Source organism: Halpernia humi (assembly GCF_900108025.1).
Taxonomy (GTDB): domain Bacteria; phylum Bacteroidota; class Bacteroidia; order Flavobacteriales; family Weeksellaceae; genus Halpernia; species Halpernia humi.
This window is the reverse complement of record NZ_FNUS01000001.1, coordinates 318,268-341,550: the sequence shown is the minus strand read 5'-3', so window position 1 is coordinate 341,550 and position 23,283 is coordinate 318,268. Positions and strand designations below refer to the sequence as shown.

At 33.8% G+C, this 23,283-nt stretch carries 19 protein-coding genes; 18 read left to right on the top strand and 1 reads right to left on the bottom strand.

The features are described 5' to 3' along the window. Position 1: 1 nt before the first annotated feature. The 8 genes from C4S29_RS01605 to C4S29_RS01570 all read left to right on the top strand — a co-directional run bounded on the left by C4S29_RS01605 (position 2) and on the right by C4S29_RS01570 (position 9,456). Entirely contained in the window at positions 2-436 is a 435-nt protein-coding gene (locus C4S29_RS01605; RefSeq protein WP_103912374.1) for an OsmC family protein, read from the top strand. 315 nt (positions 437-751) lie between these two features. Continuing rightward, positions 752-2,047, top strand: a complete 1,296-nt coding sequence (locus C4S29_RS01600; protein WP_103912373.1) for a TolC family protein — start codon at positions 752-754, stop codon at positions 2,045-2,047. A gap of 5 nt (positions 2,048-2,052) precedes the next feature. After that, a complete protein-coding gene (locus C4S29_RS01595; RefSeq protein ID WP_103912372.1) occupies positions 2,053-3,132 on the top strand; it encodes an efflux RND transporter periplasmic adaptor subunit in 1,080 nt (359 codons plus the stop codon). Positions 3,133-3,222: 90 nt separating this feature from the next. Next, positions 3,223-6,456 carry an efflux RND transporter permease subunit gene (locus C4S29_RS01590; protein WP_103912371.1) on the top strand — a complete coding sequence of 1,078 codons (3,234 nt, stop codon included), beginning with the start codon at positions 3,223-3,225 and terminating at the stop codon, positions 6,454-6,456. 55 nt (positions 6,457-6,511) lie between these two features. Next, a complete protein-coding gene (locus C4S29_RS01585) occupies positions 6,512-6,817 on the top strand; it encodes a P-II family nitrogen regulator (RefSeq protein ID WP_103912370.1) in 306 nt (101 codons plus the stop codon). A 31-nt stretch (positions 6,818-6,848) separates the two neighbouring features. After that, complete coding sequence (locus tag C4S29_RS01580; protein WP_103912369.1) at positions 6,849-7,055, top strand: YgaP family membrane protein; 207 nt, start codon at positions 6,849-6,851, stop codon at positions 7,053-7,055. 349 nt (positions 7,056-7,404) lie between these two features. Continuing rightward, positions 7,405-8,721: a magnesium transporter gene (mgtE, locus tag C4S29_RS01575; protein WP_103912368.1), complete on the top strand. Its 1,317-nt coding sequence runs from the start codon at positions 7,405-7,407 to the stop codon at positions 8,719-8,721. A 9-nt stretch (positions 8,722-8,730) separates the two neighbouring features. Beyond that, a complete protein-coding gene (locus C4S29_RS01570; RefSeq protein ID WP_103912367.1) occupies positions 8,731-9,456 on the top strand; it encodes an ABC transporter substrate-binding protein in 726 nt (241 codons plus the stop codon). 437 nt (positions 9,457-9,893) lie between these two features. Here C4S29_RS01570 and ccsA read toward each other — a convergent pair whose 3' ends face one another. Then, entirely contained in the window at positions 9,894-13,193 is a 3,300-nt protein-coding gene (gene ccsA, locus C4S29_RS01565) for a cytochrome c biogenesis protein (RefSeq protein WP_103912366.1), read from the bottom strand. Between the two features lie 133 nt (positions 13,194-13,326). Here ccsA and C4S29_RS01560 point away from each other — a divergent pair, with 133 nt between their 5' ends. The 10 genes from C4S29_RS01560 to C4S29_RS01515 all read left to right on the top strand — a co-directional run bounded on the left by C4S29_RS01560 (position 13,327) and on the right by C4S29_RS01515 (position 23,173). After that, positions 13,327-15,747, top strand: coding sequence for an FtsK/SpoIIIE family DNA translocase (locus tag C4S29_RS01560; protein ID WP_103912365.1), 2,421 nt, complete (start codon positions 13,327-13,329; stop codon positions 15,745-15,747). A gap of 138 nt (positions 15,748-15,885) precedes the next feature. Beyond that, positions 15,886-16,527, top strand: a complete 642-nt coding sequence (locus C4S29_RS01555; protein WP_103912364.1) for a LolA family protein — start codon at positions 15,886-15,888, stop codon at positions 16,525-16,527. A 71-nt stretch (positions 16,528-16,598) separates the two neighbouring features. Beyond that, positions 16,599-18,053, top strand: coding sequence for an LptF/LptG family permease (locus C4S29_RS01550; protein ID WP_103912363.1), 1,455 nt, complete (start codon positions 16,599-16,601; stop codon positions 18,051-18,053). A gap of 137 nt (positions 18,054-18,190) precedes the next feature. Next, positions 18,191-18,685 (top strand): peptide-methionine (S)-S-oxide reductase MsrA, encoded by a 495-nt coding sequence (msrA, locus tag C4S29_RS01545; RefSeq protein ID WP_103912362.1) that lies wholly within the window; start codon positions 18,191-18,193, stop codon positions 18,683-18,685. 313 nt (positions 18,686-18,998) lie between these two features. Further along, positions 18,999-19,298: a type II toxin-antitoxin system RelE/ParE family toxin gene (locus C4S29_RS01540; RefSeq protein WP_103912361.1), complete on the top strand. Its 300-nt coding sequence runs from the start codon at positions 18,999-19,001 to the stop codon at positions 19,296-19,298. 5 nt (positions 19,299-19,303) lie between these two features. Beyond that, positions 19,304-19,588 (top strand): addiction module antidote protein, encoded by a 285-nt coding sequence (locus C4S29_RS01535; RefSeq protein WP_103912360.1) that lies wholly within the window; start codon positions 19,304-19,306, stop codon positions 19,586-19,588. A 141-nt stretch (positions 19,589-19,729) separates the two neighbouring features. Continuing rightward, positions 19,730-20,989, top strand: coding sequence for a putative DNA modification/repair radical SAM protein (locus tag C4S29_RS01530; protein WP_103912359.1), 1,260 nt, complete (start codon positions 19,730-19,732; stop codon positions 20,987-20,989). Further along, positions 20,990-21,754 carry a TIGR03915 family putative DNA repair protein gene (locus C4S29_RS01525; RefSeq protein ID WP_103912358.1) on the top strand — a complete coding sequence of 255 codons (765 nt, stop codon included), beginning with the start codon at positions 20,990-20,992 and terminating at the stop codon, positions 21,752-21,754. It begins immediately after the preceding gene. A gap of 40 nt (positions 21,755-21,794) precedes the next feature. After that, a complete protein-coding gene (locus tag C4S29_RS01520; protein WP_103912357.1) occupies positions 21,795-22,073 on the top strand; it encodes a TIGR03643 family protein in 279 nt (92 codons plus the stop codon). Positions 22,074-22,126: 53 nt separating this feature from the next. Further along, positions 22,127-23,173 (top strand): FAD-binding domain-containing protein, encoded by a 1,047-nt coding sequence (locus tag C4S29_RS01515; RefSeq protein WP_233740462.1) that lies wholly within the window; start codon positions 22,127-22,129, stop codon positions 23,171-23,173. The last annotated feature ends 110 nt before the right edge of the window (positions 23,174-23,283 follow it).

The following is a 23,283-nucleotide window of genomic DNA, read 5'->3' as shown; positions in this document are numbered from 1 at the left end:
AATGGAAGCACACTTTTATAATGTAGATATCGCGTGGACAAAAGAGCGACAAGGTGAAATGTCTTCGCCAGAACTTTCTACAAAGGTAGAAATCGCTACTCCACCGCAATTCCCAAAAGGTGTGGAAGGTATTTGGTCGCCAGAACATCTTTTTACTTCGGCAGTTGCAGGTTGTTTGATGACGACTTTTCTTTCTATCGCAGAAAATTCTAAATTAGAATTCACTAGTTTTTCTTGCAATGCCAACGGAAAATTAGAACAAGTGGAAGGCAAATTCTTGATGACGGAAATTATTTTAGAACCCACTGTAAAGATTGTAAATGAAAACGATCGCGAAAAAGCGGAACGCGTTTTACAAAAATCAGAACAACATTGTTTGATTTCAAATTCAATAAAATCAAAAATTACGATGAATACAAATGTAGTTACTGTTTAAAAATCATCAATAAAAATTTTTAGAACCTCGTTAATTCGGGGTTTTTGTTTTTTTAATATTATAAAACTATTCGTATAAAAATGACTTCTAATTATTTTTTAAATAGATGAATTGTAACCTCTGGATTTTTTAAATTAATTTAAAAAAACACTTTATTTATCGGCTATGTGATAAACATCACTGTACAAGATTTTTCGCTAACCTACTTTTGTCATCGAATTAAGTTCTATGCAATCGCCATTAAATTATTTGTTTTTAAAAACACCTAAAAAAGCGATTTATTAACAACAATTTAAAAAAAATAAATATTTAAAAATGAAAAAAATATTCTTTTTACTCTTTATTTCTACCCAAATTTTTGGCCAGGATACTATTCAGATTTCTAAAAAAGATTTGGAAGCAAGAATCGAGGGGCAAAATCTATCCGTGAAATTAGCCAATGATGAAGTAAATTCTGCAAAAGCGAGTTTGCTAGAAACCAGAGCGATGTATTTGCCAAATGTAACTGCATCTTACACAGGTATTTCTACTAATAATCCTTTGATGGCGTTTGGTTCAAAACTCAATCAAGAAAGAATTACGATGATGGATTTTGATCCTACTCGATTAAACAATCCCGACAATATTTTCAATTTTGCTACGAAATTAGAAGTTCAACAACCTATTTTTAATAAAGATGCGGTTTATAAGAAAAAAGCAGGTGAAGTGCAGGTAGATGTTTTAAAAATAAAAGCAGAACGAAGCAAAGAATATCTCCAGTTTAATTTAAGCAAAGCCTATTTGCAACTTCAAATGGCATACAAAGTGGTGAAAGTTTTAGAAGAAGCGAAACAAACGACACTAGCAAATAAAAAAGTGATCGACAATTATTTTAAAAACGGCTTGGTACAAAAATCTGAAGTTTTGTATATGAATGTGCGTGTTTCAGAAATCGAAAGCCAGATTCAATATGCGAAATCTAATGTGAGAAATGCCTCGGATTATATCTATTTTTTATTGAATGAGGATTCTGAAAATAAAGTATTCAAACCTTTAGACGAGTTTTCTTATCATGAAAATATATTAGAAAAAAATCCACAACTCAACGTAAATAGAAAAGATTTACAAGCCTATGAAAAATCATTAGAAGCCTACGATTACCTTATCAAAAGTTCAAAAGCCAAGTTTTTACCAAAATTAAATGCGTTCGGTAGTTTTGAAGTGTATGATAATAAACCATATCAATTTGATGCAAATGGCTATTTGGTCGGCTTACAACTATCTTGGAATGTTTTTGATGGCTTAAAAGCAAAAAGTGAACAAGCCAAATACAAAGCAGATTTATCTAAAGCACAGACCGAAATTCAGCAATATCAAAAACAAAATCAGTTGGAACTCAACAAGGCTTATCGCCAAGTTTTAGATGCAGATAATAAAGTCTCGCTTACCAAATTATCTTGGGAGCAAAGTACAGAAGCGTACAGAATTAGAAAAAACAGATACGACCAAGGTTTAGAAAAATCATCGGATTTACTCTCCGCAGAAACCCAAATGTCGCAAAAAGAATTGGAATACCAACAAGCGATTTTCGAATACAACACGGCATTAGAATATTATAAATTTTTAAAATAAAACCTATGAAAATAATACTTTATTCACTCTTATTATTAAGTGTAATAACAACAAGTTGCTCATCAGATGATAAAAATGTTACCAATTCAGAAAAGCCAATCCAAGTAACAGTTAATCAATCTAACTCTAATTCTCAAGGCGCTTTTGCAAACGCAAGTGGAAAATTAGTAGCCAAAAATTCTGTAAATGTAAGCACCAGAATGATGGGCTACATCACAGGACTGCGTGCTGAAGTTGGCCAAAATGTAAGTGCAGGCCAACTGTTGGTAAGTATAAACAGCACCGACATACAAGCGAAAGGTGGGCAAGCAAATGCGCAAATATCGCAAGCGCAAGCCAACTTTAATAGTGCTAAAAAAGATTATGAAAGATTTTCGAATTTATTTAAAAGCCAAAGTGCTTCTCAAAAAGAATTAGATGACATGAGATCCCGCTACGAAATGGCAAAAGCAGGATTAGAAGCAGCGCAAGCCATGAAAAGCGAGGTAAACGCGCAATACAAATACACCAATATTACTGCGCCAATTTCAGGCGTCATAACTGCGAAATATGCCGAGCAAGGCGATATGGCGAGCCCAGGAATGCCAATTTTGACCATAGAATCTCCCTCTAATTTGCAAGCGCAAGTTTTGGTTTCCGAGCAAAACATAACGCTAGTAAAACAAGGAATGCCGGTGAAAATTACTTTGAAATCTACCAACGAAGAAGTTGGCGGCACAGTGGCAGAAATTAGCAAATCTTCTGCAAATACTGGTGGACAATACTTGGTGAAAATAAATGTTGCCAACAGCAAAAACCTTTTATCTGGAATGTTTGTGAATGTGCAATTTCCATTTAAAAATAGCGGAAAAACAAACCAAGATTTCCAAGAAAGTGTGATGATTCCGAAATCTGCATTGGTAGAACAAGGGCAATTAACGGGAATTTATACCATAAGTTCTAGCAATACGGCCATTCTTCGTTGGGTGAAAACTGGTAAAACATTCGGTGATCAAGTTGAAATTTTATCTGGTCTAAACGCAGATGAACCCTACATTGTTTCTGCACAAGGAAGATTGTATAACGGCGCAAAAATAACTAAATAATGTAACAATATATCAATGTAACAGTTTACCAAATTTTTACATTGATACATTGGTAAATTGGTAAATTGATTTTCATTAAATTAAAAAATTATGCAAGAAGGAATAGCAGGAAAAATAGCCAAAGTCTTTATCAATTCAAAACTCACCATTCTTTTGATGGTTGCGTTGATGATTATTGGTGCATACAGTTCCACATTAATACCGCGAGAAGAAGAGCCGCAGATAATTGTACCAATGGCAGATCTAATGGTCGGTTATCCCGGTGCGAATCCTACGGAAGTTGAAAATCGTGTGGTAAAACCTTTAGAAAAAGTAATCTCAAACATCAAAGGTGTAGAGCACGTTCACAGTATGTCTATGGACGGCAAAGCGATGATTATTGTACAATTTTACGTTGGCGAAGATACTGAACGCTCTTACGTAAAACTATACGATGAGTTGATGAAAAACAAAAACATTTTCCCCAAAGGTGTGACAGATCCTTTGGTAAAAACGCGCTCTATAGACGATGTTCCGATGCTGGGTTTAACGCTTTGGAGCAATAAATACAATGATTTTCAATTAAGACAAATTACAGAAGAACTTGCTTCTCAAGTAAAAAAGATAAAAGACGTTTCGCAAACAGACGTGATTGGCGGAAGAAGCCGTCAACTGAAAGTGATAGTTGATAAAGATAAAATGGCAGAATTAAATGTAGATGCTTTGGGCATTATGCAAATGATTCAAGCTAATAATGGCAGTTCGCAATCGGGAAGTTTTGAGAGTAATGATACAGAATATTTAGTAACAACTGGTGAGTTTCTAAGTTCAGCAGAAGATGTTGGAAATTTGGTAATCGGAACTTCGCAAAACATGCCTGTTTATTTAAAGCAAGTTGCAAAAATTGAAGATGGCCCAGCCTCTTCTACAAATTATGTGAATTTTGGCTATGGAAATGCCACTGAAAAAGGCAAAAGTTTTTTATCTGAATATCCCGCGGTAACGCTTTCTGTATCAAAAGTAAAAGGTGCAGATGCCATGAAAATTTCCGAGGAAATTTTAACAAAAGTAGAATCATTAAAGAAAAATTTAATTCCAAACGATGTTCATGTAGAAGTAACCCGAAATTACGGTGAAACGGCTTCTCACAAAGTATCAGAGTTAATGGGTCACTTGGGAATTGCCATTATCGCTGTTACCATTTTGGTGATGCTTGCAATGGGATGGCGCGGCGGACTCGTCGTTTTCTTTTCGGTGCCATTAACCTTTGCATTAACGCTTTTTGCCTATTATATGTTGGGTTACACGCTGAATAGAATTACACTTTTCGCCTTGGTTTTCGTGGTAGGAATCGTCGTCGATGATAGTATTATTATTGCGGAAAATATGCACAGGCATTTCCACATGAAGAAACTACCATTTAAACAAGCAGCACTTTTCGCAATTAATGAAGTGGGAAACCCGACAATTTTGGCAACATTTACGGTAATTGCCGCTATTTTACCGATGGCATTTGTTTCCGGAATGATGGGACCTTACATGTCGCCGATGCCTATTGGTGCATCGATAGCGATGATACTTTCCCTTTTTGTCGCGTTAACAATTACGCCTTATTTGGGATTTCATTTATTAAAAGTAAAAGATTCCGAAGCACATAAAGAAGAGCAAGGTTTAGAAACCGGTTTTATCTATAAAATCTATAGAAAAATCGAGAAGCCACTTCTCGATAGTAAAAAGAAAAGATGGATAATGCTCGGCATTACAGTATTTCTGTTGATGATTTCTGTACTAGCGTTTTTCACTAAATCTGTCGCTGTAAAAATGCTTCCTTTTGATAATAAAAACGAAGTGCAAGTGATTATCGATATGCCAGAAGGAACCACTTTAGAAAGAACTGCTGCGGTAACGCAAGATATTGCGCAATACGTTAAAACTGTTCCCGAAGTGGTGAATTATCAAAGTTACATTGGTGCTTCTTCGCCAATTACTTTCAATGGTTTGGTGCGCCATTATGATTTGCGTGGAAGTAGCAATACTGCAGATATTCAAGTTAATCTTTTAGGTAAAGAAGATAGAAAAAAACAAAGCCATGAGGTGGCAAAAACCATTCGTGTTGAAATTCAAAAAATTGCAAAAAAATATGGTGCAAATGTGAAAATTGTAGAAGTTCCGCCAGGTCCGCCAGTTTTATCAACCATTGTTGCAGAAGTTTATGGGCCAAACTACGATGAACAAATAAAAATTGCGAGTCAACTTGAAACTATTTTAAGAAAAACCGATGATGTTGTAGATGTAGATTGGATGGTTGAAGCACCACAAACGGAGTTTAAAATCGCAGCCGATAAAGAAAAAGCAATGTTAAATGGTGTTGCGCCACAACAAATTGTAGGAAATCTTACCTATTTAATCGGCGAACATCCTATCGGAACTTTGATGGATCCAAAATCTAACGACGCAGTAAATATCATTATGAAATTAAATAATAATGAGAAAACAAGCATTTCAGACATTACCGATTTAAAAATAAAAGGTAGCAATGGAATGGTTCCTGTGAAAGATTTGGTAAAAGTAAAACGCGAAACTTTGCAAAAATCTATTTACCGAAAAGATCAAAAACGCGTGGTATATGTGCTTGCAGATATGGCAGGTGGATTAGAAAGTCCGGCTTACGCTATTCTTGGAATGGATAAAAAACTAAAAAATATTAAACTTCCAGAAGGCTATTCTTTAAACGAATTATATATGAATGCGCCAAAAGATGAGTCTAACTACACCGTGAAATGGGATGGAGAATGGCAAATTACATTAGAAGTTTTCCGAGATTTAGGCGTGGCGTTTTTAGTAGTAATTATTATAATTTATATGCTGATTGTCGGTTGGTTCCAAAACTTTAAAACGCCGATTATGATGATGATTGCCATTCCACTTTCGTTGATTGGGATTGTCTTTGGACACTGGCTTTTAGGTGCATTTTTCACAGCAACTTCATTTATCGGGATGATTGCTTTGGCCGGAATTATGGTGAGGAATTCCATCCTTTTAATAGATTTTATTGAAATTCGATTGCGAGAAGGAGAACCCATAAAACAAGCCATTATTGAAGCCGGAGCCGTAAGAACAACGCCGATTTTATTAACAACTGGCGCAGTGGTAATCGGAGCAATTATTATTTTATTTGATCCAATTTTCCAAGGTTTGGCCATCTCATTAGTATTTGGAGCAATCGTTTCTACTCTATTGACATTGATAGTTATTCCATTAATATATTACATGTCTGAAAAGAAAAATTGGCTTCAAAACGAAATTGAAGAATCAACTGAAATTGAAGAAAAAACTCAAGATTAATTAACCTAAATCTCTGCCGAAAGATTTTTCGGCAGAGATTTTAAAACAGCAAAATATGAAACTCTTACTCATAACAGCCATCACCGAATTTGAAAAAGACGTGAAAAATATTCTCGTGAAATCTGGCGCAAAATCATTTACCTATCACGAAGTTCGAGGTTTTAAGAATGAAAAAGACAGCAATGTTTTAGAAAATTGGTTTGCCTCTTCTTATTCTGAAACCGAATCTTTGCTTTTCACGGTTTTTGTATCAGCAGAAAATTCGGTGCAAATTCTAGAAAAAGTAAAAGAATTTAATGCCAAACAAGAATCGCTTTCCAATATTCATATTGCGCTTGTTGCATTAGAAGAACAATTTTAAATATGACCTTAAAAAAAATAGAAATCTACATATGAAAACTAGAATTATACACGCATTTGCAGGAACCATGATTTTGGTAAGTGTACTTTTATCCATTTACGTGAGCCAAAATTGGCTTTATTTAACTGGATTTGTAGGGCTAAATTTGCTTCAATCTTCTATAACAAATTGGTGTTTGCTCGATAGAATTTTAGCAAAAATGGGCTATACCGACGAGGGCGCATCTTGTGGCGCGTAACAAATACAAAAAAAATTCGAAAAGTCCCTGCAATTTATTTTGCGGGGATTTTTTTTGCTAAATGTTTGTTTTGTAAATAACAAATATTTTAGAAAAATTCTTAACCACAAAAGAGCAAAAAGTGAACATTTTGCAACCTTTTGAATTTCTTAAAATATAAATATTCAGTTTTGTCTCTTTTGCAATATTTCTTTTTCATGTATTGAATAAATAGTTCATATCAAACTTTCCAAATTATTTTAACCAATTAAAATTTTCTTTCCAATAAATTCTATATTAATCAATCGCTTATGATATTTTTTAAATTTTTTCCTTTATTTTTGCGGCATCTAAAAATGCTGTTTGTTTTATGATTGAAGAACTCGTTTTAAATCCTGCCGATATCGCTGAAAATCTGAGTGCATTGCATCCAGACGAACGGTTGATTGCATTTTTAAAGGTTCCAAAAGAATATAAAGCCGACGTATTTTCCCATCTAAATCCAGATTTTCAAGAAGAAACCATTCGAAGTATCGCTTCCCACGAAGTTGCAGACATTTTGAATGAAATGTCGCCGGATGATAGAACGCAACTTTTTGAAGATTTCCCAGATGAACTCATCAAATCTTCCATCAATCTATTAAATCCGCAAGAAAGACGCGTCGCACTGAAACTTTTGGGTTACGATTCCAATTCCATCGCGCGTTTGATGACGCCTTATTACATTCAAATTCGAAAAGAATGGACTGTAAAAAGATGTTTTCAGCAGATAAAACGAGTTGGTGAACGGGTAGAAACCATGAACTTTCTTTACGTGGTTGATGAAAAAAATAAATTAATTGATGATATCACGATTGGAACTTTGCTTTTAGCGGAAGAAGATCAACTGATTTCAGAATTAACCGATAACGAATTTGTGGCGATAAAAACCACAACCACAAAAGAAGACGCTGTTCCCTATTTCGAAAAATATGATAGAAGTGCGCTTCCGATTATTACAGATTCTGGCGTTTTGGTCGGGATTGTAACGATTGATGATATCTTAGATCAAATTGAATCTCAAAATACCGAAGACATCCAAAAATTTGGTGGTTTGGAAGCCTTAGATTTGCCTTACACGCAAACTTCTTGGATAGAAATGATAAAAAAACGCGGAACTTGGCTGATTATTTTATTCGTTTCTGAAATGTTGACCGCTTCTGCAATGGGTTATTTCGAACATGAAATTCAAAAAGCAGTGGTTTTGGCCTTATTTGTTCCGCTAATTATTTCTAGTGGTGGAAATTCTGGTTCACAAGCCGCCACTTTGATAATTCGTGCGATGGCTTTGCAAGAAATCACCTTAAAAGATTGGTGGTACGTCATGAAAAAGGAAATCGTTTCCGGTATTTTTCTGGGTGCACTTTTAGGAGTAATCGGTTTTATCAGAATTTGGACTTGGCAAAAAACGGGCTTTTATAATTACGGCGATCATTGGGTTGCCATCGGATTTAGCGTTTCTTTTTCTTTGCTTTTAATAGTTTTGTGGGGCACACTTTCTGGCTCTATGATTCCATTTATTTTAAAAAAATTAAAACTAGATCCCGCTACTTCTTCTGCGCCATTTGTAGCAACTTTGGTGGATGTGACTGGTTTAATTATTTACTTCACCGTTGCTGGTTTATTTCTTTCGGGGAAACTTTTGTAACTTTCTTTAATGAAAATTATCTCGCTTGTTCCGTCAATTACTAAGACTTTATTTGATTTAGGTTTAGACAATCATGAACTGGTTGGAAGAACAAAATTCTGCATTCATCCTGAAAATTTGGTTAAAAATATTCCAATAATTGGCGGCACAAAAAATCTGAATATAGAGAAAATTAAAGCTTTAAAACCAGATTTAATTTTAGCCAATAAAGAAGAAAACGTAAAAGAACAGGTTGAAGAATTGCAGAAATATTTCCGCGTTTGGGTTTCTGATATTAAAAATCTAAAAGACAATGAAAATTTTCTTTGGGAACTCGGAATGGTTTTAAAAAATAGAAATGAAGCAGAAAAATTTAACCAAAAAATTACAGCAATTTTCGATAATTTTAAAGAAAATAAACCCAAAAAAGTCGCATATTTAATTTGGCAAAATCCCTTAATGACAATTGGCGGCGACACTTTCATCAATGAAATTCTAGAAAAAATCGGCTTCGAAAATATTTTTAAAAATCAAAAAAGATATCCTGAAATTAATCTCGAAGATTTAGAAAAAGCAGATTATCTTTTTCTTTCTACAGAGCCGTTTCCTTTTAATGAAAAGCACGTTTTAGAATTGCAAATACGTTTCCCAAAAATAAAGATTTTACTTGTAGATGGCGAAGCATTTTCTTGGTTTGGAAGTCATATTGCTGAGTTTGGAACGTATTTTGAAAATCTTGCTGGTGTGCGAAACTGAGAATATTTCTTAATTAACTTCTCACACAATAAAATTCCTAATTAATTCAAAACTATTATAAACCTGTTCTGGATTGCTATTTTGTCTTTAATATTTTAATTGTCAATCGATTATAAGTCAGTATTTAGCCCGATGTGAAAATTAAAAGACTTAAGAAATTTCATCTACACTTTGGCTAAAGCCAATTTTGAATTTTAAATTTTAAAAACGGGCTAAAGCCCGTTCCTATTGATGTTTTAGAATTATTTTACAATCGAACTCAGGTTATTCATATTGCCCTTTTATGATCTTACTTTCATTGCTAAAAATCCAAATACTCCTGACTTTAATGCCAAATTGCTAATTTCTCTATATAGGCAAAAAAAAATCCTGAAAAAATTTCAGGATTCTCTATTATTCGAACGCGAAACGCTAATTCTTACAATTACTAAATGATTTTAATTGTTCTTTAGTTTTTTAAATTTTATATAAGAAGCCACCGACAAAGTGAGCATAAAAGCCAAGCCAATATACACCCAAAGTGGCACTGGAATTGGATCTCCTGCCGCATAAGAATGCAAACCTGAGAGGTAATAATTTACGCCAAAATACGTCATCACCATAGAGCAAAATGCGAACATCGTTGCAACATGAAAAGCCCATCTACCACGCAAACCAGGCACCAAACGCATGTGCATTACAAATGCGTAAACTATTACAGAAATAAATGCCCAAGTTTCTTTTGGATCCCAGCTCCAATATCTTCCCCAAGATTCATTAGCCCAAATTCCGCCCAAAAAAGTACCGACTGTTAATGCGAAAAGCCCAACTGTTAGAGACATTTCTGAAACTATCGTAAGTTCTTTTAAAGTAGTATCGTGGTGAAAATCGTACAATTTTTTGTTGGAAATAATGTAAAATATCAAAGTAATGACTGCAATAATCATCGAAAGAGCGAAAAACCCATAACTAGAAGTAATAATCGCGACGTGAATAATGAGCCAATACGATTTCAAAACTGGCACGAGAGGCGTAATTTGCGGGTCTAAAGCAGAGCCGCCATGCGCAAATCCCATCATAATGACAGCAACCATAAAACCTGCAGCGGGAATCAGAGCGTTGGAGTTTCTGTATAAAGCCAAACCTGCCGTAATCCCAATCCAAGAAATAAAAATAATGGCTTCATAACCATTGCTCCAAGGGGCGTGGCCAGAAATATACCATCTGGCGACCAATCCTAAAAAGTGAAGAAAATAGCCAATTGCGCCAATTCCTATCAAAACTTTTATTACTTTATTTAATATTTTATTGGGTTTAAAAAGTTCTATAAAACCTAATAAAATAAGTAATCCTCCGATTATGGAATAAAAAATAAGAAGTCTAAAATTAAGATTTACTTTATTCATAAAAACCTCCAAATTCACTTTATTTTTCGGAGGTACTACATTCTTTCCCCATAATTGTTGGTAATCTTCAAGTTTTTTTAATTCTACATCTGCTTTGCTCCAATCGCCAGTTTGTTCTGCGTCAAGAACTGAAGAAAAATAAGGACCCATTACTTTTTGCGAAGCTTCATCTGGTTCCATATTTTTATCTAGCCAAGAATGCCAGGTGTTATTGGGATCATTTTGCACAGGAACAATGCGCATAAATTGACCACTAAAAAATTCATTAAATACCTGAACTCGGTCGTTTACAGCAATTACTTCTTTATCATAATTGGTTTGGTCGCTTGCTTTTTTTCGAAATGCAGTTTGGTAATCTTCTTCTAAAACATATACCAAATTCCCTTTGCCATCAGACGGAAATAAAGACATCAGAGAGGTATAACCTTCATCATTGGCTTTGGTTTTTTTCTTTAATTCTTCGCCACCTTTATCGCCCACTTTTATAATTGGCACCATCGTCCAACTCGGCGTATCTGTATTGATGGAAAGAAACCATTGGTTGGCATCTAAAGATTTGCCATCGCTCCCTTTAAACTCGTCGTGTTTGTATAATTTTCTTAAAACTTGCAGAGCCTGCGTATTCATCGGTACTATTCTACCTTCATAATTTTGAACTAATAAATAGCCAAATTTATCTGCGTGTGCTTTATCAATTTTATTTTTAGCAATAATGGCATCGGGAGAAATCAAAGAAGGCGATTTTAATGGCCCAACTACTGGTTTCTGAGCATCTGGATTTTGTGAAGTGAGCAAATTTGCATCTTCATGCTGATGCCCGTCATCGGCAGAATGTACGTGTTCTGAACTTCCATCTGATGTGCCGTGCGTTTCAATTTTTTGTGCATTTAAACCAAAAGACAGCAAAAGTAAAACGACCATCGCCATTTTTTTCAATTTCACGGCTTTCAAATTATCATTTAATTTCCAGAAGTGTGTACCTTTCCAAAACAAGGTAATCATCAAACTGATAAACAATAAGTTGTAGCCAAAATAAGTAAATGCTGTTCCCCAAAAATCGTGGTTGACGGATAAGATTGTTCCTTTTCTATCCGGATCAAAACTGGATTGGTAAAATCTGTAGCCATCATAATTTAAAACATGATTCATAAATATTTTAAATGGGGTTTCTTTCCCTTTATCCAAAATCTGAACATGAGACTCGTAAGCCGATGGAGACGAACTGCCAGGATAAGTTTGCATCACAAATTTGTCTAATTTCAAAGAAAAAGGTGTGTTGTAAATTTTTGGGCCAAAACCCAAAATAATATTTAAACCGTCTATCGTAATTTGCTTATATGCATCAGGATTTCCCTTTTCTACCGAAAGATTTACCATTTGTTTGGTTTTAGGCCCTTGAACTTCCACGCTTAGCATATCTGCCAAGTTTTTGTCCTTCTTTTTGTCGCCTTCTAGAAAAATAAGTTTTCCTTTCTTTACTGGTTCTGGGATTACCAATTTTAAATCTTTAATGCTATATAAACTTCGTAAAACTAAAGGCTGAAATTCTTCTTTTTTGGTTGTACCTGTTTTTTGAGTAGCCATTGTCATGAATTGGGCATCTTCAGGCGTTTTAATCATCATTGTTCCGCTGGTGTCATTAAATTCAATCGCACCATCAATTGGCCTATTATAAGTGACCAAAGTACCATTTAAACTTTTTGCTTCACCCGGTTTTATGTACAAATTTTGGCGGCCAGTATCGCCTGCAGTTACAATATGAAGATAGTTTTCACCATTTGGCGACACCACCAAACTGTCTTTTTTTCTTTGGATGTAAGCCACTTGCGTTATGGTCACTTTTTTTCCTTGATAATCATAAGCGGCCTTAAATTTATGTGGAAAAACTTTTGCAATTAATGAGGTTTTTCTTGCAATATCGGGTATCATCATAAATGGAATATCGGGATAACTTAAATCATCTCCCAACTGCCCGATTTGTATTTTAAAAAAATTTTTATCCGAAACTATTTCTTTACTGGTTGCACCCTCGCGAATGTGCATTTGTCCTTCAAAGCTAATGTATCTGGTGATGGCACCGCCAATAAAAATAAAAACGAAGGCCAAATGAAATGCCAAAACCGGCCATTTTGCCTTACGCCAAAGTTTATACCTCGTAATATTGCCTAAAAAATTTAAAATTAGTAAAACCATAATTAACTCAAACCACCATGCTTCATAAATCAGGGCCTTTGCAGTAGGCGTTCCGTAGTCGTTTTCAAGAAATGTGGCATAAGCCATAGAAAAAGCGTAACAAAGTAAAAGAACAGACATCGTTCTAGTGGAAATCAGAATACTTTGAATTTTATTCATAATCATAGTAATAAGCAGCAAAAATAAGGATGATATTTAAGATAGACTAATAAATTGGGGATTTTAAGATTGATATTAGTCAGATATTTTAAAGATTTTCATTAAAAAATATTAAATTTGCCACACTTATATTATGGAAAAAAAATCAAAAAATACCACTCAAAATAAAGTAGAAGCAGCAAAAATACTTTCAAAACCAAGAATATTTTTCGGCGTTTTACTCATATTTTCATCAATTGTTCTAACGCTTTCTTTTATTTCTTATTTAATGAAATGGAAGGCAGACCAAAGCCAAGCCGGAACTTTGCTAGATAAAAGCATAAAATCCGACAATATTTTTGGGAAAATTGGCGATTGGCTGGGTAACTTTTTTGTGTTTGATAGTATAGGAATTGCAGCATTTATAATTGCTTTTTTATGCTTGGTAACAGGACTTTTAATTTTGAAAAAAAATTATTTTAAACCCTGGAAAACTTTTGGGCATTCCCTATTTTTCATTTGTTGGCTGCCGATTTTTATGGGTGCAATAACTGGCGGAACTGGTGTTTTAAGCGGTGTTTACGGTTTTCAAATAATGGATTTTTTAAACGCTATTATCGGAACATTTGGCTTATGGATGGTGCTTTTGGTAAGTATAGGCCTTTATTTTATGTTAGAATTTAACCTAAACCCTTCCAACGTAAAATCCAAATTAAACGATTTGAATGAAAATACAATTGGCCGCGTAAAAGATATGATGCCAAACTCTGGCGAAAATTTTTCGGCTGATGAAGAGTTGCTAGATGAAGCACAAACGACAGAAAATGTACCATTAAGTAAAGAAAATGTAATTGTAAAAGATCTAGAAACCGCGCCAATAAACCTAAAAGTTTCCAGCGATATTAATCCTATAAAAATACCCAACCAAACTTCATTCACATCCACGCCAGTCTCAGCGCCGAAAAGCAATTCAGAAACTGATGATTTTAAATTTGAAGTTGAAGTTGCTAAAGAAGAGTTGGATGAATATGACAAGAAAGCTAATGAATTGGTAGAAAAACACGGCGAATATGATCACCGTTTAGAATTGGCAAAGTTTCAAATGCCAACCATTAATTTACTAAAGGATTACGGGCCAGAAGAAATCCTAGTCAATCAAGAAGAATTAGAAGAAAATAAAAATAAAATTGTAGGATTATTAAAGAATTTCAACGTAGGAATTTCTGAAATTAAAGCCACAATCGGGCCGACTGTAACTTTATACGAAATCGTCCCTGAAGCAGGTATCAGAGTTTCTGCAATTAAAAAATTACAAGATGATATCGCTTTAAATCTTTCTGCTTTAGGTATCAGAATTATCGCGCCAATGCCCGGAAAAGGAACAATTGGAATTGAAGTTCCACGTAAAAATCCAACAATGGTTTCTATGCGAAGTGTCATTTCTTCAGCAAAATTCCAAAATACAGATATGGATTTGCCCGTAGTTTTTGGGAAAACAATTTCCAATGAAGTTTTTATGGCAGATTTATCTAAAATGCCGCATTTATTGATGGCGGGCGCAACCGGGCAAGGAAAATCTGTGGGAATTAACGCCATTTTAACCTCGCTTTTATTCAAAAAACATCCGAGCGAATTAAAATTTGTAATGGTGGATCCGAAAAAAGTAGAATTGTCACTTTACTCAAAAATAGAACGGCACTATTTAGCCAAACTTCCAGACGGCGAAGATGCGATTATTACAGATACACACAAGGTTATCAATACTTTAAATTCTTTGTGTATTGAAATGGATCAGCGGTATGATTTATTAAAAAATGCTTTTTGCAAAAATTTAAAAGAATACAATCAGAAGTTTTCCCAGCGCAAATTAAATCCCGAAAATGGACATCGTTATTTGCCTTATATCGTTTTGGTAGTCGATGAATTTGCAGATTTAATTATGACTGCAGGCAAAGAAGTAGAACAACCAATTGCCCGTTTAGCGCAACTCGCAAGAGCCGTGGGAATTCATTTAATTGTTGCTACACAAAGACCTTCAGTAAACGTAATTACCGGAATGATAAAAGCCAATTTCCCCGCGAGAGTGGCGTTTCGAGTAATTTCAAGCGTAGATTCCCGAACAATTTTAGATTCACCCGGCGCCGATCAATTGATTGGAAAAGGTGATATGCTTTACTTTAATGGCAATGAAATTTTGCGTTTGCAATGTGCGTTTGTTGACACGCCAGAAGTTGAAAAATTGGCTGATTTTATCGGCGAACAAAAAGGTTATGCAAGCGCATTTATGTTGCCAGAATATTCTTCAGAAGACTCAAGTTCCACAGTTGGCGCATTTGATCCGAATGAAAAAGACGTTCTTTTTGAAGATGCTGCAAGAATTGTAGTTTCTACGCAGCAAGGTTCTACATCGATGTTGCAACGCCAATTGAAACTTGGATATAACAGAGCCGGAAGAATTATGGATCAACTAGAAGCTTGTGGAATTGTGGGAGGTTTCAATGGTGCTAAAGCACGAGAAGTACAGATTTCTGATTTGAATTCTTTGGAAAACTTCTTGGAGGAATTGAAGAAATAGATTTTTTGTTTTTTTTGTTTTAAAATATTAATAATTTTCTTGGCGTACTTTTTGAAATGGCACAAGTGAATTTAATAATTTTAAACACAAGTTTAACCTAAATGCTTTTCTATCATCTAACCTTTGAAACTAAATAATATGACATTTTTTAAAAAAATAACTTTCGCAATTTTAACTTTTAGCATCTTTGGTTTTTTTCAAGCGCAAAAAATTGATGCAAAATCTAAAGCAATTTTAGATGCGGTGACTAAAAATTATAAAGAAAATGCAAACACCTATTTTAAATTTGTGTATGGCTCTGGCATAGGGAAAATCACCAAAACAGAACCTGGGATTTTTTATAGCGCAAAGGATAAATACAAGTTGAAAATAATGGGAACGGAGCAAATTTTCGACGGAAATAAAGTTTATAACATCAGTGATGAAGACAAAGAAGTGACGATTGCAAAGCCAAATGGTAACGAATCTATGTTTTCGCCACTTAGTTATTTAGAATCTTACAACAAAGATTACAACGTAAAATATTTAGGCAAAATAAGAGTGAATGGCGTAAATGCAGACAGAATTCAACTTACACCGATTAAAGATAATGGCTTAAAATATGTTTACCTTTACGTAAATTCTGCAAAAAATGAATTGGTAAAATTGGAGCAGTTTGCAAAAGATAAAAGCATTTCAGTAATTGCTATTAAAGATTTTAAGGAAAATCAAAATTTGAGCGCAGACATGTTTAGTTTTGAGAAAAACCAGTATAAAAATTACATTATCACAGAACTTTAGAAATCTATTAATTTCTGTTAAATATAACGCCTCGAAGTAAAACTTTGGGGCTTTTTGTTTAAATTTGGCCCATGTTTAAAAAACTGGATAAATACATCATCAAAACATTTTTTGGTCCCTTTATTTTCATTTTCAGTGTGTTGTTTTTCATCTTCATTGTTAATATTATTTGGATCCAATTGGGGCAGTTTTTGGGAAAGGGATTAAGTTATTGGGAGATCCTGAAACTCCTTTTTTATATGGGCGTAAGCGTTGTAACGCTAGTTTTACCTTTAACCATTTTGCTTTCTTCCATCATGACTTTTGGGGAATTTGGCGAAAGATATGAGTTGGCAGCCATGAAAGCAGCGGGAATTTCGCTCACTAGAATTATGATGCCGCTTTTTTTTACCGTTAGTTTTTTAGCCGTTTTACTCTTCTTTTTCTCTAATAATATTATTCCAGATTTTCAGCGTAAAGCGAAAAATATGTTTTATAATATTGCGACTACAAAACCCGCTTTAAACTTTACGCCAGGGCAATTTATAGATCAAATTCCGGGATATCAAGTGAAATTTGATAAAATATTAGGCAAAAATGGCGAAAATATCGAAGGTGTTTTTGTGCATAAAAAAGCCAATTCTTATGAAAATCAGCAATCAATAGTTGCGAAACGGGGAAAATTTTCACCCACAAAAGACGGTTATTTTTTGAAACTTACGCTATATGATGGTTATATTTTTGAAGATGATATCGCAAATAAAGATTACAGGGACCGGCAGAAACAACCCGATCAGTCTATAAAATTCGATACTTTGGTTTCGCATTTCGACATTAGTGATCTCATAGCCCAAGCAATTGAAGATCAAAAAATTTCAGATGATTATCGATTTCAAAATTATACAGAACTAAACAAAAGTATTGCCGATAATCGAAAAGACAATAAAATCAGTTTCAAAAATATAAGCGATGAATTTATTAGCCAAACCAATAATTACATCAATTATGTAGATATAACGAAGCCAAGACAAGCAGTTGCACCGCAAATAAAATTGGATACAGTAAATGAGAAAAAGAAATTAGAAATGCTGTATTCTGCCTACAATAAAATTAAAAATCTAAATAACGCCAACACCGCAAAACAAGAACAAATTCTAACTTCTGTAAAATATTACAGCAAAATTGTGATGTACCAACAACGGATTTTTGCGTACTCCGTCACTTGTATTATTTTCTTTTTAATAGGATCTAGCCTCGGTTCCATCATACGAAAAGGTGGAATGGGTCTTCCGGTGGTAATTGCGATTGTTATTTTCATCATTTTCTATGTCTTAAATTTAACGATGGAAAATCTATCGTGGGCAGGAAAAATGAATCCTTACGTTGCTGCTTGGTTACCCAATATTTTGCTTTTCCCATTTGGTATTTGGCTCACATACAAGGCATTAACAGATTCACAAGTCTTTGATGTTGAAAAATACAAGACCTTTTTCAAACCTATAACCACTTTATTTACAAAAAGTAAAGAACACAAAAGATACCAGTAAAAAACGCTTAGCTTCGGTTGGCAATCATTTTATTAATCTATATTTTTAAGTAAAAAAAACAATAATAAAAAGAAATATTTTTCTAAATTGTTTTGCAATTTTGAAAGATTTTATAAAAAATTAAACACTTACTATTTATGAGCACATATAAAAAAGCCTACATCGCAGGCGGATGTTTTTGGGGAATGGAAGAACTTTTCAGAACTCAACCTGGCATAATTGATACTGAAGTAGGCTATATTGGCGGTGAAAACGACCATCCAACTTACAGAAATCATCCCGGCCACGCCGAAGGGATTGAACTGACTTATGACCCAAACTTAACCTCTTTCAAAAAAATTCTCGATTATTTTTATAGAATCCATAACCCAACTACCATCGATAGACAAGGAAACGATAAAGGTTCAAGCTACCGTTCGGCGATATTTTTTCAAAATGAAGAAGAAAAATTAGAAGCGGAAGAAGTGATTAAAATTGTAAACGCTTCCAAAAAATGGGACGGCGAAATCGTAACAACTTTAGAGCCCTACTCTACTTTTTGGGCGGCAGAACCAGAACATCAAGATTATTTATTGAAAAACCCAAATGGTTATACCTGTCATTTCGAAAGATTCAAAGAAAGTTTTGTTTAAATTTTTTTGAACTAAATTTTTTAAAATTTAAAATCGTGGATAATTTTATATCCGCGGTTTTTTATATGTAGAAATTTAAATATTTTGGTTGTTATTAAAAAATGCAATTTCGTTTGGATTATCATTTTCTAACCGCACCTTTAATTGAGAGATTAAAAACCGTAGAAATTTTAACGCAGGTCGTTCATTCTGATCATTGTCCGGTTTTGGTGGAGATTTAGGGCAAACTTATCTTTTGAAATTTCACCAAGAATGATTTCCAAAATTCAAAAATTTATCATTAAATTTGTATCCAAATGAATACAGTTTTAATATGTACTTTATTGAAAAAACGACAGAATTCGATAAATGGTTTAGAAAATTAAAAGATTTAAGGGCTAAAGCAAAAATTTTGTTCAGAATTCAAAAATTGGAAAACGAAGAACATTTTGGAGATTTTAAACCAGTTGGAAATGGAATTCTAGAATTGAAAATTAATTACGCAAAAGGTTATAGAATTTACTTGAAAGAAATGGATGGAAAAATCATTATTCTTCTAATTGGTGGTGATAAATCAACCCAACAAAAAGACATTGAAAAAGCGTGTGAAATTTGGAATGAATTAAAAAAATAAAAGAAATGAACACATCAAAATTTGATATTGCCGATTACTTAGACAGTAACGAAATGATTGCTGAATATCTTAATTCTGTTTTGGAAGAAGGAAATGATTCCGAAATAATTGCTGCTATCGGAAATATTGCCAAAGCAATTGGTATGAGTAAAATTGCCGAAGAAACTGGTCTTAGTAGACCAAGTTTGTACAAAGCACTATCTGAAGGGGCAAAACCACAATTTGCCACAATTATGAAAGTCTTAAAAGCAATTGGTGGACAAATTAACATAAATCCAGCGACTGCTTAAAAAAAGTTTTCTCTTAAACTACATTTATTCATCAATAATTCTTGCTAAAATTTATAGCAAAATACCACAATTTATAAAAAATTAGTAAAACTATTTACTAATTTTTTGTATTTTTACTGCTTTGTTAAACAAAATTAAGTAATGAGTTTAGAGCGCATAAAAGAGAAACTGGAAATCCTTGCAGATGCTGCAAAGTACGATGTTTCCTGCTCTTCAAGCGGCGGAAACCGCAAAAATAAAAACGGCGGTTTGGGCGACAGTCACGGCATGGGAATTTGCCACACTTACACTGAAGACGGCCGATGCGTTTCGCTTTTAAAAATTCTGCTTACAAACCATTGCATTTACGATTGCGCCTATTGCGTTTCCCGAAAAACCAACGATATCAAACGCGCCGCTTTTACCGTGGAAGAAGTCGTGGATCTGACTATGAATTTCTACCGCAGAAATTATATTGAAGGATTATTTTTAAGTTCTGGGATTTTTACAGATTCTGATACAACCATGGAAAGACTCGTTCGCGTGGCAAAAAAACTGCGCAATGAACATAAATTTAACGGTTATATTCATTTAAAATCAATTCCCGGTGCGAGCGATGAAATTATGAAAGAAGCCGGACTTTACGCCGACAGACTTTCCATAAATATTGAAATTCCCACCGAGAAAGGTTTAAAATTATTGGCGCCCGACAAATCACATTCCGAAATGATAAAACCAATGGGTTTTGTGAAAAACGAATTGATTTTATATAAGGAAGAAAAAAAAATATTTAGAAAAGTCCCGAAGTTTGCACCTGCCGGACAATCTACGCAAATGATCGTCGGCGCGACAGATGAAACAGATCTAAAAATTATAAAAGTCGCGGATCATTTTTACCAGAATTTTAATCTAAAACGGGTTTATTATTCCGGTTACGTCCCGATGTTGGAAGATGCAAGATTGCCTTCCATTCATTCGCAAGTCCCAATGTTGAGGGAAAACAGATTGTATCAAGCCGATTGGTTGATGCGTTTTTATGGTTTTAAAGCAGATGAAATTTTAGAAAAAGAAAATCCTTTTCTTGATCTGGAAGTTGATCCAAAATTGGCGTGGGCGTTGCGAAACCGCGAACAGTTTCCGGTAAATGTAAATACGGCTACGAAACAAATGCTGTTGAGAATTCCCGGAATTGGTGGGAAATCGGTTAATAAAATCTTGAGCGCAAGGCGTTTTCAAAAATTAAATTTAGATAATTTAAAGAAAATGGGCGTTGCATTGAACCGCGCCAAATATTTTGTAGAATTTGATTCTCATAATATTTTCACGAAATATATTGACGAGCAAAATTTCCGCAAGGTGATTTTAACAGGAATGAAATCGAAATTTCAGAATCCATTTTCAGAACAGTTAAGTTTATTTTAAATGACGACTATAATTTATGATGGCAGTTTTGAAGGTTTATTAACGGCAGTTTTCGAGGTTTTTGAATATAAATTGTTGCTGCCAAAAATTATTTCAAAGGAAAATTATAGCAGTGAAAATATGTTTGCGGAAGTTCACGAGGTTTTTACATCAAATGAAAAATCTGAGCGGGTTTTAAATAAATTAGAAAAGAATATAGGCAAGTCAGGAATTTCGCAGTTGCTAAAAGTTTACCTTTCAGAAAGAGATGATCTGGAATTTCTAATTTTAAGCGCAATTCAGAAATCAATTAAAAATCCATTAGTTGATGTTTTACAGAATTACGCGGATGGACAGATTTTAGAAATATCAAAAATTAACAAATCCATCAACCGCGAAATTCACAGAATGCACGCTTTTGTAAGGTTTGAAAAACTAAAAGACGACGTTTATTTTGCTAAAATTGAACCTGATTTTAATGTTTTGCCTTTAATTATAAAACATTTTAAAGACCGTTATCAAGATCAAAAATGGATGATATTTGATTTAAAAAGACATTATGGGGTTTTCTATAATTTAGAGAATGTAGAAGTTTTTTATCCTGAAAAAGACCAGATTTATCAATTTAAAAAAACAGAAGAATTACTGCACGAAGAAGAAATTAGATATCAGAAATTGTGGCAACGCTACTTTTTTAAAACCAATATTCCGGAAAGAAAAAATTTAAAACTGCATTACCAACATGTACCAAAACGCTACTGGAAATATTTAACGGAAAAGATTTAGGTTTAGGTTTAGGATAGATATAGAAAAGATAATATTACTAATGAAAGAATTAACATTAAGAGAAACCGACAGAATCATAGAAATGGCTTGGGAAGACCGAACGCCGTTTGAGGCGATCAAATTTCAATTTGGCTTGTCAGAAGCCGACGTGATCCAGTTAATGCGCTCACAATTAAAGCAAAGTTCCTTTAAATTGTGGCGAAAACGCGTGAATTCGGGCGTTAGTAAAAAGCATTTAAAGAAAAGAAGCGCAGAAATTACCCGTTTCAAATGTTCGCGTCAAAAGGCAATTTCACACAATAAAATTTCAAAACGATAGACTTTCCAACTTCCATATCAGCAATTGAAGCCCGAATTTCAGCGATAAATCCCGTGAAATATTCCGCGACCAGAAATTTTAAAAATGGCGCAGTAACGCATTTGAGTCCGTACATTTCTCGCGGCGTAATTTCCACACGTGACGTTTTTGAACATCTTAAAGCTTTAAATTTAAAATGGTTTGAAGTCGAACGATTGGTGCAGGAATTAGCGTGGCGCGATTTTTTTCAAAATGTTTATCAACATAAAAATGAAAACATATTTTCAGATCTGCGAAATTCTCAATTAAATTCTGAAAATTCAGGAATTCAAAAGGCAGTTTTAAACGCAGAAACAGGCATTGAAATTCTTGATGAAGCCATAAAAGAACTCTACGAAACCGGCTACATTCACAATCATTTGAGAATGTATTTGGCTTCTGTTTGTTGTAATATCGCGCATTGTGATTGGAAAGAACCTGCAAAATGGTTGTATTTTAATTTGTTGGATGGCGATCTTGCCAGTAATTTTTTAAGTTGGCAATGGGTTGCAGGCACATTTTCATCTAAAAAATATTTTGCTAATCAGGATAATCTGAATAAATATTTTGGTGGAAATCAAAAAAACACCTTCTTGGATGTTGATTATTCAGAATTTGAAACTTTGAAAGTTCCGGAAGTTTTAAAGGAAAATAGAATTTTAAGTTTAAAAACAATTCTTCCTGAAAACGAAAATCCAGTTTTAGAAAATAAAAAAACTTTGGTTTTTACTTATTATAATTTAGATTTCAAATGGCATTTTACGGAAGATTTTCAAAGAATTTTATTGCTAGAACCTTCTCATTTTGAGAAATTTCCAGTTTCAGAAAAGTGTCTAGATTTCGCTTTAAAGTTGTCTGAAAATATTCCAGAAATTAAAATTTTTGTAGGTGAATTTTCTGAATTAAATAAACAAATTTCATCCGAAAATCTATTTTATAAAGAACATCCAAGCCATTTGTATTTTAAAGGAACTGAAGAAAAAAGAACGACATTATTTGAAATAGAAGGCGAATTTCAATCCTTCTTTTCTTATTGGAAAAAGATAAAAAAAGGCTTACAAAAGGATTTTGAACAGGGATAATTTTGTCAAAATGTAGCGCACAAATTTCACGGATTTTCACGGATTTTTTGTGTTAATATTTTTCATCATCCGTGTAAATCTGTGTAATCCGTGAACAAAAAAAAGTGAGA